General features: G+C 66.5%; 16 protein-coding genes. 7 read left to right on the top strand and 9 right to left on the bottom strand.

The features are described from left to right. The first annotated feature begins 10 nt into the window (after positions 1–10). Together KY501_RS53605 and KY501_RS06745 are read left to right on the top strand one after the other, a co-directional pair. On the top strand, positions 11–1,093 hold the full coding sequence (locus tag KY501_RS53605; protein WP_304608602.1) for a trigger factor: 1,083 nt from the start codon (positions 11–13) through the stop codon (positions 1,091–1,093). Between the two features lie 25 nt (positions 1,094–1,118). Further along, a complete protein-coding gene (locus KY501_RS06745; RefSeq protein WP_224361780.1) occupies positions 1,119–1,877 on the top strand; it encodes a hypothetical protein in 759 nt (252 codons plus the stop codon). Positions 1,878–1,892: 15 nt separating this feature from the next. Here KY501_RS06745 and eutB read toward each other — a convergent pair whose 3' ends face one another. From eutB to KY501_RS06725, 4 genes are all read right to left on the bottom strand, one after another. Continuing rightward, positions 1,893–4,046, bottom strand: coding sequence for an ethanolamine ammonia-lyase subunit EutB (gene eutB / locus KY501_RS06740; RefSeq protein ID WP_373691574.1), 2,154 nt, complete (start codon positions 4,044–4,046; stop codon positions 1,893–1,895). 279 nt (positions 4,047–4,325) lie between these two features. Further along, a complete protein-coding gene (locus KY501_RS06735) occupies positions 4,326–5,441 on the bottom strand; it encodes a serine/threonine protein kinase (RefSeq protein ID WP_224361778.1) in 1,116 nt (371 codons plus the stop codon). 478 nt (positions 5,442–5,919) lie between these two features. Next, entirely contained in the window at positions 5,920–6,837 is a 918-nt protein-coding gene (locus KY501_RS06730) for a ribose-phosphate diphosphokinase (RefSeq protein WP_224361777.1), read from the bottom strand. Between the two features lie 93 nt (positions 6,838–6,930). Further along, the gene (locus tag KY501_RS06725; protein ID WP_224361776.1) at positions 6,931–7,806 is read right to left on the bottom strand and encodes a creatininase family protein; all 876 of its coding nucleotides are present in this window, start codon (positions 7,804–7,806) and stop codon (positions 6,931–6,933) included. A gap of 190 nt (positions 7,807–7,996) precedes the next feature. Between KY501_RS06725 and KY501_RS06720 the strand changes: the two genes are divergently transcribed. After that, entirely contained in the window at positions 7,997–8,524 is a 528-nt protein-coding gene (locus tag KY501_RS06720; protein WP_224361774.1) for a pilus assembly protein PilP, read from the top strand. A gap of 226 nt (positions 8,525–8,750) precedes the next feature. Then, positions 8,751–10,643, top strand: a complete 1,893-nt coding sequence (locus KY501_RS06715; protein WP_224361772.1) for an Ig-like domain-containing protein — start codon at positions 8,751–8,753, stop codon at positions 10,641–10,643. Between the two features lie 189 nt (positions 10,644–10,832). Here KY501_RS06715 and KY501_RS06710 read toward each other — a convergent pair whose 3' ends face one another. Then, on the bottom strand, positions 10,833–12,980 hold the full coding sequence (locus KY501_RS06710; RefSeq protein ID WP_224361770.1) for an RCC1 domain-containing protein: 2,148 nt from the start codon (positions 12,978–12,980) through the stop codon (positions 10,833–10,835). 440 nt (positions 12,981–13,420) lie between these two features. On the opposite strand from KY501_RS06710, the gene KY501_RS06705 reads away from it, so the two are divergent. From KY501_RS06705 to KY501_RS54215, 3 genes are all read left to right on the top strand, one after another. Continuing rightward, on the top strand, positions 13,421–15,025 hold the full coding sequence (locus KY501_RS06705; protein ID WP_224361769.1) for a right-handed parallel beta-helix repeat-containing protein: 1,605 nt from the start codon (positions 13,421–13,423) through the stop codon (positions 15,023–15,025). Further along, positions 15,022–15,468 carry a DNA polymerase beta superfamily protein gene (locus KY501_RS54220; protein WP_373691563.1) on the top strand — a complete coding sequence of 149 codons (447 nt, stop codon included), beginning with the start codon at positions 15,022–15,024 and terminating at the stop codon, positions 15,466–15,468. Before KY501_RS06705 ends, KY501_RS54220 begins: the two co-directional genes overlap by 4 nt. A gap of 126 nt (positions 15,469–15,594) precedes the next feature. Continuing rightward, complete coding sequence (locus KY501_RS54215) at positions 15,595–16,299, top strand: hypothetical protein (protein WP_373691562.1); 705 nt, start codon at positions 15,595–15,597, stop codon at positions 16,297–16,299. Positions 16,300–16,303: 4 nt separating this feature from the next. Here the strand turns inward: KY501_RS54215 and deoD are convergent, their stop codons facing one another. The 4 genes from deoD to KY501_RS06680 all read right to left on the bottom strand — a co-directional run bounded on the left by deoD (position 16,304) and on the right by KY501_RS06680 (position 20,456). Beyond that, positions 16,304–17,029: a purine-nucleoside phosphorylase gene (gene deoD, locus KY501_RS06695; RefSeq protein ID WP_224361768.1), complete on the bottom strand. Its 726-nt coding sequence runs from the start codon at positions 17,027–17,029 to the stop codon at positions 16,304–16,306. Positions 17,030–17,143: 114 nt separating this feature from the next. Further along, positions 17,144–18,307: an LOG family protein gene (locus KY501_RS06690; protein ID WP_224361767.1), complete on the bottom strand. Its 1,164-nt coding sequence runs from the start codon at positions 18,305–18,307 to the stop codon at positions 17,144–17,146. Between the two features lie 47 nt (positions 18,308–18,354). Next, positions 18,355–18,759 (bottom strand): MGMT family protein, encoded by a 405-nt coding sequence (locus KY501_RS06685; protein WP_224361766.1) that lies wholly within the window; start codon positions 18,757–18,759, stop codon positions 18,355–18,357. A 188-nt stretch (positions 18,760–18,947) separates the two neighbouring features. Further along, positions 18,948–20,456, bottom strand: coding sequence for an FAD-binding oxidoreductase (locus KY501_RS06680; protein WP_224361765.1), 1,509 nt, complete (start codon positions 20,454–20,456; stop codon positions 18,948–18,950). Positions 20,457–20,513 lie beyond the last annotated feature (57 nt).

Genomic DNA, 20,513 nt, shown 5'->3' with positions numbered 1-20,513 from the left:
AGCGCACGGAATGGATTCCAAGAAGAGCCCGCCCACCACCCCCTCCGGTAGGAAGCCCCTCGACATCCCCCTGTATGTGTCCCCCGCCAAGCAGGCGGCTCAGGGGAAGGAGGTGTCACTGCCGCAGGTGCAAGCCCCTTCCTTGGAGGGACTGGCTGTCACGGTCCCCGCCCCGGAAGCCTTCACCGTGGAGGACGTGCACGAGCGCTTCCTGGAGCTGGCCCGCCCCTACGCCACCGAACGCGCTCGCTCGCCCACGGAGCAGATCGCCTGGGGCGACGAGGTGCTGCTCAACCTCGCGGGCTACTCCCAAGGGAAGCTCATTCCGTTCAGCGTGAAGACGGATGTGTGGCTGCCCGTGGAGCCCGAGCCCCTTCTGCCCGGGCTCTACGAGGCCATGGTGGGCCAGGTGCCCACCGAGGGCCTCGTGGTGGACATCACCCTGCCGCCGGAATACCCGGTGGAGGCTCTGCGGGGTACTTCCGCGCGCTTCCTGGTCCATATCCAGGCGGCGCGCGAGGTGACGTACCCGGATCTGGAGAGCCCCGAGTTCCTCCAGCAGTTCGGCCGCGGCAAGACGATCGAGGAGACCACCGAGAGCATCGTCGAGCAGATGAAGGAGGAGCATACCCAGCTGCTGCTGCTCCAGGCGCGTCAGCAGGTGCTCGTCGAGGTGGCCAAGCGCGCCGCAGTGGAGATTCCCCGCGAGCTGGTGGACGAAGAGATCCGTCGCCGCTGGGGTGCCACCGAGGGCGTCTCGGTGTCCGAGCTGAACTTCTCCGACGAGGAGCAGGAGGAGGCGCTCAACAGCTGGCTCCAGGACGAGTCCCTGCGCGATGAGGTGGAGATGCGCCTGCGCATCGGCCTGGCGCTGGGTGCCATCGTCAAGCGCGATGGCTTGACGCTCACTCCCGCGTTCGTGGAGAAGGTGCTGCTCGACGAGACCGCGTCCCAGGGCCTCACGCCCGCCGAGGTGGCCGCCGCGCTGAAGGCCGAGCCCGAGCTCCAGTCTCGTATCGAGCAGGTGGCCTGGCACCTCCTGGCCGTGGACCACGTCATGAAGAAGGCGAAGATCGAATTCGAGGGAGCCTGAGCGCACGGCACTCGCAGACAGACGCATGGCCCCGCTCTCTCGTCGGGTTGACGGGGAACAGGGCGTGACGGTAGGCCAGGGACGTTTCACCGTCTCTCGAAAGGCCTCTGCCGCCATGCGCCTCGCCGCCGTTGTCGCCGTCCTCGTCACCAGCTCCGCCCTCGCCCAGGGAACTCCCGCCGCGCAGGCAAAGCCACCAGCGAGCAAACCCGCCGCGGCCAAGCCCGCCGAGGGCGCTGCGGGAACTCCCTCCACCGTCATCGTCCGCTGCACGGATGACTGCACCGTGAAGATCGATGGCAAGAGCGGCGTGCGACAGGCCGCGAACAACTGGGAGTTCAAGGACGTGCAGCCCGGGCAGCGGCGCGTGGATGCCACGGGCGGCTTCCTCAACCGCTCCCTCTACGGCGGCTTCGCGGACATCCCCGCCGGCATGAAGGTGCAGGTGCAGATCGACGGCAGCAAGCGCCTGACAATCACCGAGCGCACCCCGCTCGGCCAGGAGAAGGAGGTCAAGCCGGCCACCGGTGAGCCCTCCATGCTGACCGTGCGCTGCCCCAAGCAGTGCAGCGTCTCCATTGACGGGCTCCGCAAGGGCGCCGCCAACTCGCAGGTCGTGGCCGTGAGGGATCTGCCTCCGGGCGAGCACGACATCGAGGTGAAGTTCGTCCTCGGAACCAAGATGGTGCGCACCAAGCTCAACATCCCCGCCGCCAGCGAGGTGTTCGCCACCGCCACCGAGGGCGGCATCAGCATCACGAACACCAAGCCGCTGGCGAAATAGGCCCAGGCAGGAGCCTCAGCCCCGGCTCAACCCCCCGAGGATGCGCACCGCCTCGCGCGCCGCCTCCTCGGGCCGCACGCTGGTATCCGAGATGCCCGCGATGACGCGCGTAATGTCGTGGTCCACCGGGCGCTCCTGGCCCGCCCAGACCCGGCCCGCTGGAGCCGTCATGTACACGGAGAAGGCGTGGTGGCCGGAACCGGGCCGCTCGCCCACCACGTGCAGCAGAGCCCGAGGCAGCCCGTCCGCCTTGTCTCCGAACAACAGCTCTCCCACCTGATAGCCAGCCCGCACGCGGCCACCCTTGATCACCAGGTGCTCGGGTGCCACGCGGTAGTTGGCGGCCACCAGTTCGCGGCGCAGCGTCTCCAGGAAGGGTGCCAGGTGTCCCTCATCCATGAGGGAGCGCGGATCCAGCCCGTCCGAGAGCACGATCTGCACGTCCCACCGAGACTCCCGGCGCTGTCTCAGCGCCTCCACCACCCGCACCGAGTCCGCATCCAGCTTCTCGCCCGAGGGCGGATGCAGGATGTAGTCGCGCCGATCCAGCGACTGGGTCCTCAGCACCACCGCGTCGGGAACGGTCTTGATGAAGGCGTGCGACAGCTCCGTCCAGATGCCCAGCTTGGCGTCCTCGTAGTGGGCCCGCACCTGCCGATCCAAGCCCGGCTCCACGTCCCAGACGTGCTCGCCACGGCCCACCGCGAGCGCAACACCGCGAGCGTGGACCTCCTCCATCTTCTTCTCGGCCTCCGCCAGTAGCTGCGCGTCCGGACGCGTATCTCCCCTGCGCTTGCGGTACTCCGCGTACACCCACCGCGGATCGCCGAAGCGCTCCGTGGGCCGCCCCTGCGCGTCGATCACCCCGAGCCGCTGGAAGAAGGCCCACATCCGGTCATCCACCCGGTAGCCGAACTTCTCGCGCAGCCGCACGTGATCCTGGAACGACGTGGTCAGGTAGCTGAGCATCGGATCGTTGCGCGTCGGCAGCGCCATCAGGTAGCCGGGACACGCGGGCGCGATCTTGTCCTGGCACCAGCCCAGGTCATCCAGCGTCACGTCCATGTGGAGCGTGGAGCAGATGTCCAGGCCGATCATCAGCCCGTGCAGCTTGCCCATGACGATGTCCTCGAGGCAGCAGCGCACCAGCTGCTCCCGCGAGCGGAACACCTCCGGGCCGATGAAGCCCGCCACATCGTTGACGTGGACCCACGGCGCCGCCTCGCGCCCCGCGCCCACCTGAGCCAGCCCCACGCGCCGCTTCAGCGCGCGGGCGAAGCCGTACTTGCGAGACTCCAGCAGCACCATGTCGCAGCCGGCGTGCTGCCCGTTCGTCGCGTCCGCGCCCTGCCCCGTCTCGAAGTAGAGCCCGAACCGGCCCGTGCGCCGGGCCGCGTGCTCCACCATCTTCTCCAGGGTGACGTCAAAGGTGCGGTTGGCCGACTCGGTGCCCGCGATGCTCTGGAACCAGATGCCCGTGGTACCCGGCTGGAACTCCTCCACCCGGGCCTGGATGTCGATGTGCGCCAGCACGCAGTTCGGCATCACGTCCTGCAGCCCGAAGGTGACCAGGATGTCGTGGAGCGCCGCCTCTACCGCCGCGACGGACTCGGGCACCGAGGACACCGGGTTGGTGCCCAGCACCACGTCCCCCACCGCGAAGGACCAACCGTTGAACACCTGCCAGCAGATGTCCTCCGGGTGATCGGTGGGCGAGTTGGGCTGGATGCGCGCGCCCAGGTAGCCCCGCGCTCCCAGTTGGCTGCCCGGCAACGGATGGAAGATCCTGCTGCCCACCGTGGTGAGCTCCGCGTCGCTCATCAGCTTCACGGCACAGGCAATCACGTCGCTGCTCAGGCCCCGACAGACGCGCTTGATCTCGTCCTCACCCGCCGAGAGCAGGAAGTCCTTCAGCCGGCCCACCGTCCAGTCCGCCGTGGCCGCGCGAACCTCCGCGTCGATGGCCTCGAGCATGAACACGAAGAGCCGATCCTCCAGCGGCGGGTGCGCGTGGAGCTCGCCCAGGCGGGTGCGCTCCAGCAGTGTCCGGGCATTCGCCCGAGACACCGCGTCCGCCGCAGCCACCCCGATGGCCGCATCCCCTTCCTTGAAGTCGTTCGCCGCGCCCAGCACCTGCTGGTACAGCCTCAAATCAAAGGCACCGCGCATGCGCTGGACGTAGGCGAACACGTCCTCGGTCGCTTGGATCTCCGGAATGGAGACGCCCGGCTCCGGCGCACTCGAAAGGAGCTCGGAGGGGACGGTGGCCTCGTTCGAAGCACGAGGAGAGGGAGACGACGGCTCGGGCGTCACAGGCTGCAGCTGGCTCATTTGCACCCCATCCCAACCGCTGGACCCCAGCAGGTTAATGAGAGGAGCGCCCCAGCGCCAAGCCCGGCAGGCCCTGGAGCAACCGACGAAGCACGGATTAGTCTAGAAATTCACGAATTACATCATCCGAGCCCAGGGGCTCAGGGGCTCGGACCGGTCGCCCTTGGGAGCGGACCGGAGGGGCGGGCCCCGCCGCTCGAAGGGCGAGGTGAAGTGCACCACCCGAGGCAGCCTCGGCCCCGGCAGCGGGCTGACCGGAGGAGCCGCAGGACGCCGGATCCGCTGAGCCCCCATTTCCGCCCCCAACTCGTCCGGCGCCCAGTCGAACACGCGCCGGGCCCACATGGAGCGAGCGCCCGCGGACACGGCCACCATCAGCTCCGCGCACAGCGACTCGCCACTGTGCGGGCGGGCCTCGGGCAGCTTGCTCATGAGCCGCAGGATGATGGCGCCCAGGGGCTTGGGAACGCGCTCGTTCACCTCCCAGGGAGGCAGCGGCGCGCGGAGCTCGATCTCGGCGTGGAGCTGGTCCGTCGGCAGGCTCGGGGAGAACGGAGGGTGTCCCGTCACCAACCAGTAGGCGAGGGCTCCCAACGAGTACAGATCGTCGGTGGGCCGGAAGTGGTAGCGGGCGTGGTCGCGCCCCAGGTTCGTCCGCAGGAAGCGCAGGGCCTCGGGGCTGCGGAACACCTGCATGTCCTGCGGCAGCGGCATGTGCAGCAGCGTGCCCAGACACTCGTTGCCACCGGCCCTCAGGTCCAACAGCACCGGCTCCGCGTCCTCGTCGCGAACGAGCAGATTGTCCGGGTGGACCTCGCGGTGCCAGGTGTCGCGCACGTGCAGCTCATCGAGCGCGGTGGCCACCCGGTTCAGGAGCGCGGCGATCTGCAGGAACGTGGGGTTGTGCGTCTCCACCCAGCGAGCCAGGGTCTGGCCGCGCACGTCCTCGCGGATACAGTAGAAGAAGCCGTCCGCGCGAGCGGGCCAACGACCGTAGCCATGGAGCCGCGCGATGTTGGGGTGCGCCGCCTGCAGCCGCGCGTTGCGGTCTCCGCACTGACCATCGCTGCGGCGAGACGAGAGCCTCATCACCAGCGGCTCACCCGAGCGCCGCGTGTCCTCAACGCGGTAGAGCGCGCCATCCGCGTGCTGGCTCAAACACTCGAGCACCCGCCAGTGCTCCACGCACGTTCCTGGAATCAACATTTCTGGACGGTTCGATTGCTGCGCCATGTCCATGTTCGAAGACTCCAGGTCATCGATATTGCGTGTTTCGTAGCAGACCCAACAGGTCTGCCCAGCTTCATGTGCTCTGGCAGGACGGCTGGTCGAAGATCAAACATCTTGGACCCCTGTCGCGTCAACGGGTTACACCCTCTCTGGTGCAGGTTCAATTCCCGGAAGGGCAGGGTTCCCTGATGACCATTTCGTTGTTGAAAAACCGGTTTGTGCTGTGTCTGGTTTTTCAAGGATGAAAGGCAAGAGTTTCAATATTGAAACCAGACACGCCTGTCTCGAATCCGGATGGCGCGGAAATGCAAAACGGTGCTGGCGCTGCATCGGGTTTCTGTCGGGAATGGACGCGGCCACGGGGGCAGCGCCCGCGCGCTGTGAGTGAGTCTCTGTGCGAGCGAGCGCTCTCCGCCCCTCACGGGCAGGTAGCGCCCGGATCTCGGGGAACGCGCTCTACGCGAGGAATGGCGGGCTGTCCCTAGCCCTGGGCGCCCAGGCGGAGCAGTTCGATGGTGCGGCCCAGCAGTGGGGCCAGCGACACCACCTCCACCTGGAAGGGGAGCCGCCCAATCATGGGGACGCTGTCCGTGGTGATCAGCCGGCGCAGCGGGAGCCGCCCGAGCCGATCGATGGCGGGACCCACCAGCAGGGAGTGGGTGGCCACCACCGTCACCTCGGGTTTACAGCCGGCCTCGAGCAGGACGTTCACCGCCGCCTCGATGGTGCCGGCGGTGGAGATCATGTCGTCCACGAGGATGGGAGTGCAGCCCTTCACGTCGCCGGTGATGCTGCGGGCCTGGACCTGGGAGCCGCTCGTGCGGCGCTTGTGGACCACCGCCACCGGGAGTTGGAGCTCCGCCGCGTACCGCTCGGCGCGCTTCACCGCGCCCAGGTCTGGAGAGACGACCACCGAGCCGGGGACGGCGGTGCGGCTCAAGTGGTCCGCCAGCAGCGGCATGGCGCTCAGGTGCTCCACGGGGATGTTGAAGCAACCTTCGACAGCGGGGCTGTGCAGGTCCACCGCGACGAGCCGATCCACCCCTGCGGCTCGGATGATGTCGGCCACCAGACGCGCGCCCAGCGGCTCGCGCCCGGTCTCCCGGCGATCGTGCCGGGCATAGGCGAGATAGGGCACCACGGCCGTCACCCGCCCGGCTCCCCGGCGCCGGCACGCATCCACCATCAAGAGCAGCTCCATCAGGTGCGAGTCCACGGGCGGCCCCAGCGGCTGGAACAGGTAGACGTCACAGCCTCGCAACTCCTCCGCGACCTCGACGTGGTGCTCGCCGTCCGGGAAGCGATCGACGGCACAGCGCCCCAGTTCCAGGCTGAGCACCTTGGCGACGGCGTTGGCCAGGGCGGGGTGGGACGAGCCGGTCATCAGGACAACGCGCATGGAGGGCTCCCGGTACAGGACGGTCAGCGCGGATTGTGCCGCCCCGGCGCGGTCCGATCACCTTCTCGGCCGCTCCCCTTCCCTGCCGCTCTTCTAAGGAGAGCCCTTCGGTACTCCCCCGTCCGTGGCGCCAGCAGCTCCAACGGGGGCCTTGCGCAGCGCCTCGATGTCCGAGAGGACCGCGGTCACCATGGCCTCGACCACGCGCTGGCCCTTGGCCCGGGTGGCCAGCGTCGCGTCTCCGTAGACGCCGCTCGCCGAGTAGATGACGCCTCCATCCGTGGGAGTCCGGCTGAAGGGGCTCCTGCCCGGGTGGTAGTCCTTCACGGCCTTGGACATGTCCACCGTCTTCGGGGCGATGTAGAGCATCATGGAGGTCTCGATCTCGTCGGCGTGCGTGCCGCCTTCCTGCTGCGACACCTGCTTCTCGACTTCGCCGGTGGCGACCATCAGATCGGTGTAGTGAAGGAGGATGCCGTCCTGCGCCAGGATCTCCGCAGCGGGGCGCAGCGCCCTCACCGTGGAGATGCCGGTGTTCAGCACATAGAAGCGGTGAGGGCCGAAGTGCGCCAGCCCCCGGCAGATGTCGACGATCAGGTCACGAGCCGTCTCCAGCCGCAGCGAAGTTGAACCTGGATACTCCACGAACGCGGGGTAGTACGAGTAGTTGACGGTGGGGGCGATCACCACGTCCGCGCTCTGGAGCACGCGCTGCTTGAGGTACTCGGCGATGTTCCAGTCGTTGGCGAGCGGCAGGTGTGGACCGTGCTCCTTGGACTGCGCGCCCAGCGGGATGACGACGACCGTGTCGGGAGTGAGGACCTTCTCGGCCTGGGGCCAGGCGAGCTGCTCGAGGAGCACGCCCTTCTGTGAGGCCTGACGCCCGCCGGCCTGTGCCGTGGCGAACATCACCAGCACGACGAGCGAGGCACACAGCAAGAGCCGGGGGATCCCTTGGAACTTCGTCACGACTTCTCCTCTCTTTCAGGAGGGAGCTTGTGCGAAGCCCAGGGGGGCGAAGCAAGCGCGGAGAGAGGACAGCCTCACGCCAATGTTGCATCCACACGGGTGAGTCCAGAGCAGGCGGAACGGACGCACATTGCTGGTGGGAGTCCTCCTGGTCCAGGCTGCGACCTGCGTCCCGTGCTGGAGGTGCTCCATGAAGAAGCTCTCGCCCGCCGTGCTCTTGCTGGGAGTGCTGCTGTCTGGCTGTTCGACTCGGGCCCCCGAGCCATTGGCCCCAACCGCCTCCTCCCCTGCTCCCGTGGCTCAGGCTTCCGCCGCGATGCCGGCCCCTGCCGCCGAGGATTCCGTCCCGGGGGTCTCCTACTCGTACAACCCCGTGGGCAAGCGTGATCCGTTCCGATACCCGCTGGATTCGCCCTGCTGCGCGAGGCCGCTCATCGACTGCCAGGGACCGCTCTGCATCTATAGCCTCGACGAACTCAAGCTGACGGGAGTCATCTCGGGCATGGCGAACCCGGTGGCCGTCATCGAGAACCCCAGGGGCATGGCCTTCCCCATCTCGCGAGGCAGCAAGGTGGGCCGCAACGGCGGCGTGGTGAAGAAAGTGCTGCGGGACTCCATTGTCGTGGCAGAGGTCACCCTCGATGGGCAGGGGCGCTCCCGCGAGTACGAGACCGTCCTCCGGATGCAACCGGATCTCCCCCTGGCGACCGGCGAGTAGCCCCTCCCGACAAGCGGCAGCCGACGGACTCCAGCGCGATGGCACAAAGGGGCCGGTCCGGGCGCGGTCCGAGCCGCCTGGTACGGCTGTCATACCAGTTCGGTCCTTGCCCGCCGCCCGCGGGGCCGCCATGTCATGCGGAGCCTCGTCGTTCGAGGGTGGTGACGACTCCTCGAAACGAGGGCACCTGGGTTACGGTGCCCTCCATTCGTTGCCTGGAGGCCCCATGTACAGTCGATTGGCGCGCATTCTCCTCTCCTTGCTGTGCGTCGCGTTGTGGTCCGCTTGCGGTGACGACGAGCCCGCCCCACCCGCCAACAAGCCTCCCTCCCTCACGGGCCCGACAGCCCAGGCCTCGGAGGTGAACTCTGGCGCGTCGGTGGCGCTGACCGCGAAAGCCGAGGACCCGGATGGAGACTCGCTCACCTATTCCTGGGCCCAGACGCCCGCCACTCCTGCGGGCTCATTCAGTGATGCCTCCAGCGCCACGCCAACGTGGACAGCTCCAGAGGTGAGCGCGGAGACCAGCTTCCAACTCGGTGTCACCGTCTCGGATGGGAAGGATGGCTCCGTCCAGCGCTCCGTGACGGTGCGAGTCCGCCCGCCTCCGCCCCCGAATCAGGTTCCCGTGATCGCCAGCGGGACGCCTACCGCTTCTGTCTCGAACGTGGTCGGAGCGGCACCGGTACAGCTCTCCGTCTCGGCGACGGACGCGGACGGCGACACGCTCACCTACTCCTGGACGCAGACACCGGCCACCCCGGCGGGCACATTCAACAACGCCACCCTCTCCAACCCCATCTGGACCGCCCCGGTGGTGACGGGCACCCAGAACTTCACGCTGCAGGTGACCGTCTCGGATGGAAAGGGCGGCTCCGCGCAAGGCTCAGTGGCCGTGGAAGTGAAGGAGCCCGTTGCCCAAAACAACCCACCGACGGTGACGGACCCCACGGCGACTCCCGCGACCCTGAACGCCCTGCAGACCACGGCCCTCTCGGTCACCGCATCCGATCCGGACAGCGACCCGCTCACCTATCTCTGGGCGCAGGAGCCCACCACACCCGCCGGCACCTTCAACAGCACCACCTCGGCCACCCCAAGCTGGACTGCTCCCAAAACGGCGTCCGACACGAACTTCCAGCTGCGTGTCACCGTGTCTGACGGCAAGGGAGGCACCACCAACAAGTCGGTCCCTGTGCTGGTGCACGCCTTCGTCAACTCCAACCCCACCCTGACGGCAGGCCCTTCAGCCTCCTCCACCACCATTGATGAGCAGACGTCCACCAACCTCTCGGTGAGTGCGAGCGACGTGGATGGAGACCCGCTCACGTATGCGTGGACCCAGGTGTCTCCCGCATCCCCCACGGGCACCTTCAGCAGCACCTCGTCCGCCACTCCCAGTTGGACGGCCCCGGATGTGAACGCCAACGGTGTCTACAGGCTGCGCGTCACCGTGTCCGACGGACAGGGCGGCAGCGTGTCGGGCACCGTGGACATCACTGTCCGCAAGGTGAACCGGCCGCCCACCGTGAGTGCCACCATCAGTGGACCGAGCACCCTGCTGGCGGGTAACACGGGAGCGTTCTCCATCACGGCGAGCGATCCGGACGGCGACACGATCACCTACGCGTGGAGCCAGACAGCTCCGGCCTCGATGGGCAACTTCGTGGGTGCCGTCAACACCGCGAGCGCCCAGTGGTACTCGCCCGCGTTGAGCACACAGACGTCCTTCACGCTCTCTGTGAGTGTCACCGATGGCCAAAGCACGCCCGTGGTCCGCTCCATCGCAATTCCCGTCACGGTGCCCCACTACACCGACGTCCAGAACATATGGAACACGGTGCCTTGCACAGGCTGCCATGGCTCCAGCGGAAGCCTCAACCTCTCCGCAGCTACCAGCTATGGCAGTTTGATCAACGTCAAAGCGATCAACAGCGCATGCTCCTCGCTCAACCGCGTCACCCCTGGCAGCCCAGATAACTCCGTGCTCATCCTGAAGATGGAAGGTACGAACTGTGGTGGGCGGATGCCGCCGGGCGCTACGGATTACTTTGACAAGAATCCGGGACTGCGGATCCGAGTGCGCTCGTGGATCCTCGCGGGCGCTGCCAACGACTGACATAGAAGCCCGCTTGCGCAGCGCTGGCCAACATCAGTGAGGAACCCGGGAGCAGCAACTGCCGACGACATTCCGAAGCCGGTCCATCCGCAGACAAGGTACCAACGCCCCCCTCCTTGGGAGTGCGCGGCTTCCACGGCACGTAGTCTGGGTTCTTCCGCCTCCGTCAAACCAGTACTCCAAGCCCCTTCAAGGCAACCGAGAACGCACTGGCAAAAGGCGCCGCGACGTCGTGCCATCACCGAGTTGCCCATAGGAGCTTGAACCCCAGGCCCAAGCGGTGCCGTCGCTGCGAATGGCCATGGAGTGCATCCCACCGGCTGCAATCGAGATGACTCCATCCAAACCAGAAACCTTCACAGGAACGATACGGTCGATCGTTGTCCCATCACCGACCTGGCTAGCAAAATTGCTTCCCCAGGCCCACACAGTGCCGTCGCTCTGAAGAGCCAACGAGTGGCCCTCTCCTGCGGCGATGGCTGTAATGCTGCTCAACCCGACGATATGGACAGGAACAGGGCGACTGACAAGTGTCCCGTTGCCCAATTGGCCGCTTCCGTTATCCCCCCAAGCCCACACAGTGCCATCGCTCTTCAAAGCCAAAGAATGGCCCCCTCCTGCAGCGATAGACGTCACGTTGGTCAATCCGGATACCTTCACAGGAGCGAGGCTGTCCGTCGTCGTCCCATCGCCAAGCCTCCCTGAGAAGTTGAATCCCCACGCCCACACAGTGCCGTCGTTCTTCAAAGCCAATGAGTGATGCGCGCCAGCGCTAATCGCCGTGATTCCACTCAACCCAGCAACCTGTGCCGGCGTGAGATTTCCGCTAGCCCCACTGCTGAGATAGATGCGCCCCCACGACCAAACCGTGCCATCACTCCGCAAAGCGAGTGATTGTTCCCCACTCGCAGCGATTCCAATGACACTGTCAACCTGCGTCACCTGATGCAGAGTCAACCCGTCGGTTGTCGTCCCATCGCCCAACTGCCCAGCGCTGTTCGCGCCCCAGCCCCAAAGGGTGCCACTGCTCAGCAAGGCCAGTGAGTACTCTCTGCCCAATGCAACAGCCACGACATTGAAGAGATCAGGCACCCGAATGGGAGTCGGGCTTTCAAGATTCATTCCGTTACCGAGCTGCCCCTTGCCATTGGCTCCCCAGCCCCAGAGCGTCTGACCGGCCAGGATAGCCATGGAGTGCTCACCACCGGCGCCTATCGAAAGCGCCGTCGTTACTCCAGCTACCTGTGATGGAATAGAGCGCAATGAAGGTAGGCCGTCGCCCAGCTGGCCTGAAGTGTTCGCCCCCCAAGCCAGAACCGCTCCATCACTTCGAAAGGCCAAAGAGTGGGCGAGACCCGCATCAATAGCGGTGATGTTGTCGAGCCCAGCGACCTGACCAGGGGTCAGAGGCTCAGCAGGTACCACTGTTCCGGTCTCGCCAAAGTAATTGGCCCCCCATGCCCAGACCGAACCGTCGCTGCGCAGAGCCAGACAATGATTTTCGCCTGCTGACACTGCGGTGATGCTGCTCAGCCCCGATAGCTGCGCAGGAGTTAGGCGATTGGTTGTGGTCCCATCGCCAAGTTGACCGAAATCATTGACGCCCCAGGTCCAAACCGTGCCGTCACTCCGCAGAGCCACCGAGTAGTTGCCGCCACCATCAATGCCGACAATGCTACTGAGTCCCGATACCTGTATGGCAGTGGGGCGCTGAGCCGTCGTCCCATCCCCGAGTTGGCCACTACTGTTGTCGCCCCATGCCCACACTGAGCCATCACGCCCAAGTGCCAGCGAGTGAGTACCCGCCGCAGCGACAACGATGACATTGCTCAACCCCGATACCTGCACGGGAGTGGAGAGGTCTACCGTCGTCCCATCCCCTAGCTGGCCGAAGGAGTTACTCCCCCATGCCCAGACGGAGCCATCGCCTCGGAGGGCCAGGGCATGATTCGTACCTGCGGACATGGCAACGATGCCTGTCAGCCCAGAGACTCGTACGGGGGTAACACGGCTGGTCGTCGTCCCATCCCCGAGTTGCCCATACCTGTTGAGTCCCCAGGCCCAGAGGATGCCATCACTGCGTAAAGCCAACGAGTAGTTTGGTCCTGCCGCGACAGCGACGACGCTGTTCAACTCCGCCACCTGCACTGGCTCAAGGTGGGACATACCAGTCCCATCACTGCCCCAGGTCCAGACAGTGCCATCAGCGCGCAATGCCAGCGAGTGAACACCTCCTGCAGACACAGTAGGAGTTGGGCAAGGGTTTCCGGAAACATCGAAGGTCTTGGAAACAGAAAGCCCCACGCCATTCGTGACACTCACGGTGATAGTGGCCATCGTCCCAACCGGCACACATAGTGGCGCTGTCCATGTCACCTCGCTCGTGACATCCGCGTTCGTTGGAGTCCCGAGAGTTCCTGTGCTGGCGGTCCAGGAGAATCGCAGCCCGCTTGACGTGGCGTCCTCCGCCTTCACCTGAAAGATAACGGAGGCAGTGGCCATCGCGGTGGTCGCGGACTGTGCGCTCTCGATGATCGTGGGCGGAGTTCCCGGTTCTACGCCCGGAAGCGAGATACAGCCCGTGACAAGGAGCAGCAGGAGACCCACGAGAGCCCTGAATGAGGACATGATACGCCCCTCTTACCTCTCCGCGCCCCACGCACTCAATGCGTCCAGGAACCGGCCAGCCTCCTGGGCGCTCATGAATTTGCTCCCGTGCAATCGGGGTTCCCTGCGGAAGCCACCAGCGCCTAACCTCACGATCAGGAGACCCACCCATGCGTGCTCTCGCCGCTGTCCTCACCCTGCTCGCCCTGCCACTGACCGCATCCGCGACGGAGTTCCGGGTTGGCCCCAATCAGACCTATGCCAGCATCGGCGCTGTCCCCTGGGAGACGCTCGCTCCGGGGGACACCGTCCTCATCTACGCGCGCTCCACGCCGTACACCGAGAAGTGGGTGATCGGCCGGAACGGCACCCAGGCCGCACCCATCACCGTGCGCGGCGTTCCGGATGCCCAGGGTAACCTGCCCATCATCCACGGCGAGGGCGCCACCACCCGCACCCAGCTCAACTACTGGAACGAGGAGCGCGGCATCATCAAGATCGGCGGCGCCAACTCGCCGACGGACACCACGCCCTCATACATCGTCATCGAGGGTCTCCACCTGCGCCGGGCCCGAGGCTCCTTCACCGGCCGCAACGGCGCCTCCACCTACGAGCTCAACGCCGCGGGCATCTTCATCGAGAAGGGCGCGCACATCGTCATCCGCAATTGCGTCCTTGAGGACAACGGCAACGGCCTGTTCATCGCGAACGGCACATCGGACGTACTCGTCGAGGGCAACTCCATCTACGGCAACGGCAACCCGGGACGATTCCTCGAGCACAACGCGTACACCGAGGCCCTCGGCATCGTGTACCAGTACAACCACTTCGGACCGCTGTGCACCGACTGCCAGGGCAACAACCTCAAGGACCGCTCGGCGGGCACTGTGGTCCGGTACAACTGGATCGAAGGCGGCAACCGGCAGCTCGATCTCGTGGAGTCGGACAGCGTCACGTTCCGCGCGGATCCCTCGTACCTGCGCACCTTCGTCTACGGCAACGTGCTCATCGAGCCTGCCGGTACCGACAACCGGCAGATCGTCCACTTCGGCGGCGACAACGGTGATGAGCCCACCTATCGCGGCACGCTCTACTTCTGGAACAACACCGTCGTCTCCACACGCACCGACCGCACCACCCTGGTGCGCCTGTCCAGCGATGCCCAGTCGGCCTATGTCACCGGCAACGTGGTGTTCCTCACCGCAAGCGGCAACAGCCTGGAGATCTCGGCGGGCTCGGGCACCCTGCGCCATGGTGGCAACTGGTTCAAGCCGGGCTATGTGAACGCCTTCGCCACCGTCACCGGCGAAGTTGTGGACACGGGAGGCACAGTGACGGGAACCGACCCGGGCTTCGTGAGCCTCGCGGGCCAGGACTTCCATCTCCTCGCCTCATCGCCGCTTCGTGGCAAGGCCGTCGCGCCGCCAGCCGAGACGAGCACCCACCCGCTGTCCCGTGAGTACGTGAAGCACCAGTCGAGCGAACCTCGTCCCACAGGCAGCACTCAGGACATCGGCGCGCTCGGCTTTGGCACCAGCAGCGGTCGACCGGATGGAGGCACGGGCTCGCCGGATGGCGGAGTGGACCCACCGGACTCGGGAACAGGCCCGATCGACTCCGATGGAGGCACCGAGAACCCGGATGGTGGAGTCAATTCACCCGAGGACCCGGAGGACTCGGGCGGGTGTGACTGTGGCACCACGAGCGGCGCCCCGTTCGCTCTGATGCTCCTCGGGTTGCTCGGGCTCCTGTCACGCCAGGCGGCACGCTCATGAGCCAGCACCGCATCAAGGGCCTCGAGAGCGTCGATCCCCTCTCCGTCCCCCTACCCCATGGGACGGAGATCATCACCCGTGTCGCGCGCGTCTCCGGAGAGCGCCGCGTCCCCCAGGGCATGGTGGGCCGCGTCGTTCGCGCCCGAGACGGCGGCCTGGACGTGCAGATCCCTGGCGTGGGCGAACTCTGGTATGCGCGCGAAGAGCTCGTGCCTCGCAAGCCCGGCCAGGTGCAGTTCGCCCTGCGCCGTGCCGCCGCCTGGGATGCACTCCACCAGTGCGCGGTGATCGAAGCCACCGTGGGTTCACGGGCCTGGGGGCTCGCCCACGAGGGCTCGGATACGGACCTGCGGGGTGTCTTCGCCCTGCCGCTCCCCTGGACCTGGGGACTGGGCGAGATTCCGAGGGATCTCGTCAGCGCCGATGGCAGCAGCACCTACTGAGAGTACCGCAAGGCCATCGACCAGGCACTCCGCGCGGATCCCAACACCCTGGAGCTGCTCTTCGTCCCCTCCGTCCGTTCCAAGGACGTCCTGGGCGAGTGGCTGCTGGCCGAGCGCGAAGCCTTCGTGTCCCGCAACATCTTCGGCAGCTTCGGCCGCTACGCCCTGAGCCAGCTCCACAAGCTGTCCAGCTCACAGCGCCTGGCCGAACACCGTGACCTCGTCCTCGACTGGCTCTGCGAGGAGCCCGCGCCGGACCTGGACGAGGTGGCCCGCAGGCTGGCGAAGCACTCGCCGCGCCAGGCCCCCACGGTGGAAGACGGCATCCTCGCGGCCAAGACGTACATCAAACAGCTCTATCGCTCGCTATCGGACCAGGGGCTCATCGAGGCCAACGACTTCGCGGCGCTCACCCGCTACGCGCGCAGTGGAGGCAGAAGGCCCCCCGACGCCCGCGAGTTGCGTCCCAAGAACGCCTACAACCTGCTCCGGCTCATCGCCCTGGCCACGGGCTGGCTTCGCGATGGCGCCCCGGTCTTCGAGGCCACGGGAGCCCTGCGCGATCGGCTGCTCGACATCAAGCACGGCCGTGTCGCCCTGGAAGAGGTGCTCCGGGACGCGGAGGCCTTGGCTCCCGAACTCGAGTCAGCCCGAGACAAGAGCCCCCTGCCGGAGCACCCAGACTATGCCCGGGCCGACCGGCTGCTGCGCCGCGCGGGAGAAGAACTCGCCCGGCGCTGGGTGCGCCAGGAGCCGGGCCCGTGGGGACGCGAGGCCCCCACCGCTCCCGAGTACTCCACGAGCGACACGGCTGCTCAAGAACCCGAGTGATCGCTCAGGCGCTGGAGCCAGCCTCGGCGACGGCAACATCCATCGCGATCTCGATCATCTCGTCGAACGTCAGTTGGCGCTCCTCGGGAGACAGGCTCAGCCCCAGCCGGATGTGATCCGACACGGTGAGCAAGCTCAGCGCGCGAGCCCCGAACTCGGCGGCCACGCCATAGAGGCCCGCGACCTCCATCTCCACGGCCAGCATGCCCATGCGCTCGACCACATCCCAGAGCTGCAGCTGCGGGTGGTAGAAGAAATCCGTGGAGAAGACGGAGCCCACGCGCACCGCCTTGCCACGCCGCTCGGCTGACTCGACGGCTCGACGGGCCAGGGTGAAGTCCGCCACGGCCGCGAAGTCGTGGTCCAGCAGCCTCATGCGGTTGACCTTCGAGTCCGTACCCGCTCCGGTCGCGACGATCACGCTGCGCATGGCCACATCCTTCCGGATGGCCCCACAGCTCCCGACGCGAATGAGCACCTTCGCGCCGTAGTCCTTGATCAGCTCGGTGGCGTAGATGGACAGAGACGGAATGCCCATCCCATGACCCATCACCGAGATCCGCTTGCCCTGGACGGTGCCCGTGTAGCCGTACATGTTGCGCACCGCGGTGACCTGACGGGCGTCCTGCAAGAAGCGCTCGGCGATGTAGCGGGCCCGGAGCGGATCGCCGGGCATCAGCACCACATCAGCGAAGTCTCCCGGCGCGGCCGAGATGTGAGGAGTTGGCATGGCGGCGGACCATACCTCTCACTGGTACCCGATGGGCACGCACTTGAAGCCACGGCAGCTCCGCTCAGGGTCACAGTCCGGACTCGGACTCCCCCGCTGGTGACAGGCTGCGAGCTACAACACCGGGCGAGGGAGATGGCTGGCGCCTACGGCCCGGCCGTACTCCTCCAGGGCCTGGACGATCTCCTCCAGCGAGTCGGTGATCCTCAGATAGCGAGCATACTCCTGCCCCTGAGCGAGCTGCTCCAGCAGGGGATAGATGGGGCGGGTGCGCGTCCAGAACTCCCGCCCCAGGAAGATCATCGGGCTGACCACGCCCACGGTGTTGTAGTGGTTCTGGCAGGCGTCCTGGAAGATCTCCTGGATGGTACCCGCGCTCCCGGGCGAGTAGACGATGCCACCCGTGGCAATCGTGAGCAGGCCCTCCTCCCGGACGCTGTTGGCGAAGTACTTGGCGACGTGGAGGGAGAAGGCGTTGGGCGGCTCGTGGCCATAGTGGAAGGTGGGGATGCCCAGGCTGTCACAGGCCGTGCGTTCCTCCGCGCTCAGCGGAAACGCGGCCCGCACCTCGAAGGCGCGCGAGAGCCACTCGCGATCCTTGTAGCTCGGGGCCTTGGCGAGAACGGCCAGCGCCGCGTCCAGCTCCGCCTCGCTGCGACGAGCGAACCACGCGCCCAGGTGGGTGGCCTCCATGGCCCCAGGTCCACCACCGCTCACCATGAAGAACCCACGCCGGGTCAGCTCCCGCGCGAGCAGGGCCACGTCTCGATAGGCCGGCTGCCCTCGGAGCAGGGAGTGCCCGCCCATGATGGCCACCACCTTGCGCGGCTTACCCTGCCCCGCCAGGAGCTCCTCCATCGCATCGGTGATGGCGTGATCGTGGAGCCGCTGTGCCAGCGCCTCCAGGATCGCGGGGGGGTGAGCGCGCCCCTGGGCATTCCAGTGCGCATAGATGCGCGCATCCAGCGTCAGGGCGTAGCTCTCGGGTCTGGCCGGATCGAACTCGGCGTAGAGCTCTTCGGGAGTGTAGAGGCTGCTCCGGTACGGCAGATAGGGCAGCCCCAGGAAGGGCGGGAAGACCATGGCGCCCTGCGAGAGCGCGGCCTGCAAGGACTCCTGTTCGAGCTGGCACCCCAGGAAGACGGAGCCCGCCAACACGACAGAGGCGAGCTCCCGGGAGAAGCCACGCAGATCGAGACCTTGGAGGACCACGCCGCGCAGGGAGGCTCCGCTGCGCAGATGCCGCTCGAAGGCCTCGAGGGTTTCAATCTCGGTCATGCACCGAGAATCCCACGAGTCGCCTCGAGGCCTCTCGGCTTTCCGCCTCAGAACAAGCGGAGCTGGTTGTCGGGGACGTCTTCGGTGGCCCCGCCCTTGGGGAGCATCTGGAAGCCGTTGGCCAGGACCCACTCCTCGCTGGGACCCTCCCAGTGGCACCGGCTCATGACCACATAGCCGCGCTCATCGAACTCGACGCTCTCCGCAGCCAGCTTGTCGGGTTGGTGCAGACCGGAGGTGGTGATCTTCCCGTTGCGGCCGATGACGCGCTGCCAGGCCACTTGCACCGAGCGCGGGCCCAGAGCGCCCAACGCATGGCCGACGATGCGCCCGTCACAGCCATCGCCCACGATGGCGGCGACGTCTCCGTAGGTGGCCACCTTGCCTCGGGGGATGTGGTTCACGACCTTGTAGATGCGCTCGAAGTAGTCCCGCTCGTCAGTGGGGGGCATGACAGCTCCTGTCGATACGGAGGAGTCCTCCTCCGGATGGGTGGTAACAGGTCGTGCAGATACCACACTACTGAATGGGTTGTGTACTATCCAGACTCCGGCCCTTGCCGCTGGCCGTAGGTCACAGCTCCTGGCTACCTGCCCGGTAGGTGAGCGGGTAGACACTCCACCGAGAAGGGCTCTGCCCGTCAGGAGACGCCGTACTTGCCCGGAGCCAGGATGTGCTCCGGGTCCAGGGCGTGCTTGATGCGCGAGAGCACCTCGGGGACGCCTTGGAGTTTCGCCATGGCCTCCTGCTGCATGTCGAGCGGCGCCCGAGCCACCATGAAGCCGGCCTCGGCGTAGGCCTGCAGCAGGGCTCGGAAGCAGCGCCCGGCGCGCTCGCGCTCCTCGGAGTCCTGGCGGTTATAGAGGAGGATGTGCAGCGCTCGGGCCATGCGCGGGCCGCACACGTACTCGATCACGAACTCGAAGCCATGCTCGGCGAGGATGCGCCGGGACAGGGCCTGCTGCTCGTTGGCGATGCGCCCCACCATCGGCGAGGCCGGTAGGAACCAGGTGGCGCCGCTCCCAGGCCTCCACTGGAGCAGCCCCAATTCGTCCCGAGTGGGCTGGCCACTGAACGTGTCGAGGTGGATCTTCAACACCCGGCTCTGCTCGCCCTCGGCGTGGGAGATGTACCGGGCCTTGCCCGAGCGGAGGAAGTGCGCCTTCACCCGCTCGATGAGCGGCTGCACGGCCTCCTCCGAAGGTCCATAGAAGGCTCCGGAGACGAGCCACGCCCCCAATCCGTGCTTCTCCCGCAGCTCCTTGCGCAGTTCGAGGGGCAGCGGAGTCCGGCCGCCGGTCCGCTCGAAGGGATAGGCCTCCTCGGTTCCGAACGCATAGACGTCCGAAGTGACCTTGATGAGGGTGGGCACCAGGTTGTTGAGCTTGAGGGGGCGGACCAGCTCGACAATCTCGGCGAGATCCTCATCCTCCGGGAAGGTGAAGAAGAAGGCGCGGCTCACGGGCGGCCGAGGCATCAGCCACACGCCCAGCCGCGTGACGATGCCCAGGTTCGACTGGATGAAGAGCCCATCGAGGAACGGGCCATAGCCATACTTGGAGAGATATTGCGTCTTCGACCCTGGCAGAGCGCCATCGGAGGTGCGCAAGACTTCACCGGTAGGAAGGACGACCTCGAAGCCACAGCTCATGCCGAAGTGATCGAAGTACGGCGTGTACCCGGCGCCCTTGTCGAGCGTGTTGCCGAGAATGCCTCCGTCCGGAGGACCGGAGGTGGTATCCAACATCAGCTTGTGGCCGCGGCGGCCCAGTTCCTCATGGAGCTGCGCATAGGTGACACCAGGCTCCACCACGGCATAGGCGAGCGTCTCGTCGATCTCGACGATGCGGTTCATGCGCCGCCCCAGATCCACCACCACCTGTCCCGGCTGCACCGGAGACTTGAGGCCGAGCCCGCGGTTCTCACCGGTGCTGGTCGGCCAGAGAGGCACACCATGCTCGTTGGCCATGCGGACAATGGCTTGCACGTCCTCGGTCGAGCCCGGAAACACGACGCCGGCCGGAGGCAGGGCGCCGCAGGGCAACATGTTCGCTCCATAGCGCGCCAGGGTCTCGGGAGCCGTGTCCACGGCGTCGGGACCGAGGCGTGCACGGACAGCGGAGAAGAAGGGCTCGGAGGGGTTGGGCATGGTAGAGCCCATCCTGATCCCCCGAGAGATTCGGATGGGAGATCCCTCCAGGACACT

The organism is Hyalangium versicolor, from assembly GCF_020103695.1.
Classification (GTDB): Bacteria; Myxococcota; Myxococcia; order Myxococcales; family Myxococcaceae; genus Hyalangium; species Hyalangium versicolor.
This window is presented reverse-complemented; position numbering and strand designations above follow the sequence as displayed.

Coding starts and splice junctions, on each gene's coding strand:
- KY501_RS06690 (WP_224361767.1), bottom strand. CDS start 18,307: ATGACCGAGATTGAAACCCTCGAGGCCTTCGAGCGGCATCTGCGCAGC.
- KY501_RS06710 (WP_224361770.1), bottom strand. CDS start 12,980: ATGGCCACTATCACCGTGAGTGTCACGAATGGCGTGGGGCTTTCTGTT.
- KY501_RS06745 (WP_224361780.1), top strand. CDS start 1,119: ATGGCCCCGCTCTCTCGTCGGGTTGACGGGGAACAGGGCGTGACGGTA.
- KY501_RS06680 (WP_224361765.1), bottom strand. CDS start 20,456: ATGCCCAACCCCTCCGAGCCCTTCTTCTCCGCTGTCCGTGCACGCCTC.
- eutB (WP_373691574.1), bottom strand. CDS start 4,046: ATGCGCGGTGCCTTTGATTTGAGGCTGTACCAGCAGGTGCTGGGCGCG.
- KY501_RS06715 (WP_224361772.1), top strand. CDS start 8,751: ATGTACAGTCGATTGGCGCGCATTCTCCTCTCCTTGCTGTGCGTCGCG.
- KY501_RS53605 (WP_304608602.1), top strand. CDS start 11: ATGGATTCCAAGAAGAGCCCGCCCACCACCCCCTCCGGTAGGAAGCCC.
- KY501_RS06720 (WP_224361774.1), top strand. CDS start 7,997: ATGAAGAAGCTCTCGCCCGCCGTGCTCTTGCTGGGAGTGCTGCTGTCT.
- KY501_RS06685 (WP_224361766.1), bottom strand. CDS start 18,759: ATGCCCCCCACTGACGAGCGGGACTACTTCGAGCGCATCTACAAGGTC.
- deoD (WP_224361768.1), bottom strand. CDS start 17,029: ATGCCAACTCCTCACATCTCGGCCGCGCCGGGAGACTTCGCTGATGTG.
- KY501_RS06705 (WP_224361769.1), top strand. CDS start 13,421: ATGCGTGCTCTCGCCGCTGTCCTCACCCTGCTCGCCCTGCCACTGACC.
- KY501_RS06735 (WP_224361778.1), bottom strand. CDS start 5,441: ATGGCGCAGCAATCGAACCGTCCAGAAATGTTGATTCCAGGAACGTGC.
- KY501_RS54220 (WP_373691563.1), top strand. CDS start 15,022: ATGAGCCAGCACCGCATCAAGGGCCTCGAGAGCGTCGATCCCCTCTCC.
- KY501_RS06730 (WP_224361777.1), bottom strand. CDS start 6,837: ATGCGCGTTGTCCTGATGACCGGCTCGTCCCACCCCGCCCTGGCCAAC.